Genomic DNA, 1,267 nt, shown 5'->3' with positions numbered 1-1,267 from the left:
ATATATCTGTTTGCCTTCAAATTCTAGTACTATACGTTGTACCGTTCCTCCTCCAAGTGATGAAATAGCTGCCACACATTCATTACACTGTTCTCGAAATGCCAATTTTCGTGGATCATCATTAAAATATGAGTATTGTGCACGTCCCCACATAACAGCAGCTCGCTGATATAGATCACGAGCAGTAACAGTGAATCCTTTTTGTTCATAATGTTTTGCACGTTCTTGAGCCTGAGAAGCAACCGTGGCCCATGCTTTTGGTATCATTGCTCCACTCTTTACTTGAGAAAAAACTTTATCAAAATCAGTGTGGTCGTGCCCTAACTGTTCCATAGTTGCCTTTGCTTCAGGATGCAAAGCATCAAACCCACCAAGTGCAAGGGCTATATCTAAAGCCCATCCTTGAGATTGTGAACGTTGAGTCATAATAATCATCCTTTATTTTTTAATTAAGTACTTAATGATTCAGTACTTAATTAAAATAATGAAGTATAATATGTACTTTTGTCAAGACTACGAGCCAAGTCGTTTTATTATTTTATTGATGACTTAAGGTGAGCATATATAATATTGCTTGGAAAATGAATAGCCAGTCTCTACTTAATTTGACTCTACTCTTTTTCATATGTTAATGTTAACTTCATATAATTAAGTACTTAGTTAATGAGAAAATGGTGATGTTATGACAAATTCTTCAAATAAGTTAACTGCGATAGACGAACTTAGTCAGGCTATATATAGTCTAACTGCAGCCGATGGACGTTTAAGAGGGCGAGCTACTCGTACATTAGGGGCAGTTTCAATGGTCCATGCTCGAACCCTTAAAGTATTAGCTGAAGAAGGCGGATTGTCAGTCAAAGAATTAGCTGATCGAGCAGAAACTACCGCCGCTGGTATTACTCAATTAATCAATGGATTACAACAGGCTGGTTACGTTGAGCGTGTTCGTTCAAATAACGACCGGAGAGTTGTCAATGTTCAACTTACGCCTAGTGGTTTAAATTGTCACTTAGAAAGAGAGAAAAAACTAAAACATATTCTTAATGCGAACCTTTCAGATTTTGATGCAGAGCAAATCGAGAAATCCTCTGAAATAATTAGATGTCTAGTTCATGTGCTTGACCAACTATAATAGTATTCTAAAGCTTTCTTGAGTTTTTAGAACTAACACATCGCTATTATGCTAAAAGAACTAGTTACCCCAAAATAATAAAAAAGAGCACCATGCACAAAATTTGCGTTTTGGGGGTACTTTAAAATATTAGCT

1 protein-coding gene and 1 pseudogene are annotated in these 1,267 nt (G+C 36.4%); one reads left to right on the top strand and one right to left on the bottom strand.

Going from position 1 to position 1,267, the window contains the following annotated elements:
• Positions 1-426 (bottom strand): annotated as a pseudogene (locus DN400_RS29280) (dipeptidyl aminopeptidase); the annotation flags it as partial.
• Between the two features lie 256 nt (positions 427-682).
• Between DN400_RS29280 and DN400_RS29275 the strand changes: the two are divergent.
• Positions 683-1,132, top strand: coding sequence for a MarR family winged helix-turn-helix transcriptional regulator (locus DN400_RS29275; RefSeq protein WP_097854081.1), 450 nt, complete (start codon positions 683-685; stop codon positions 1,130-1,132).
• Positions 1,133-1,267: the final 135 nt, after the last annotated feature.

Source organism: Bacillus sp. AR8-1, assembly GCF_008042345.1.
GTDB lineage: Bacteria > Bacillota > Bacilli > Bacillales > Bacillaceae_G > Bacillus_A > Bacillus_A cereus.
This window is presented reverse-complemented; position numbering and strand designations above follow the sequence as displayed.

What these genes read in the sequence shown, in the direction of transcription:
- DN400_RS29275 (WP_097854081.1), top strand. Translation starts at nt 683, where the DNA reads ATGACAAATTCTTCAAATAAGTTAACTGCGATAGACGAACTTAGTCAG.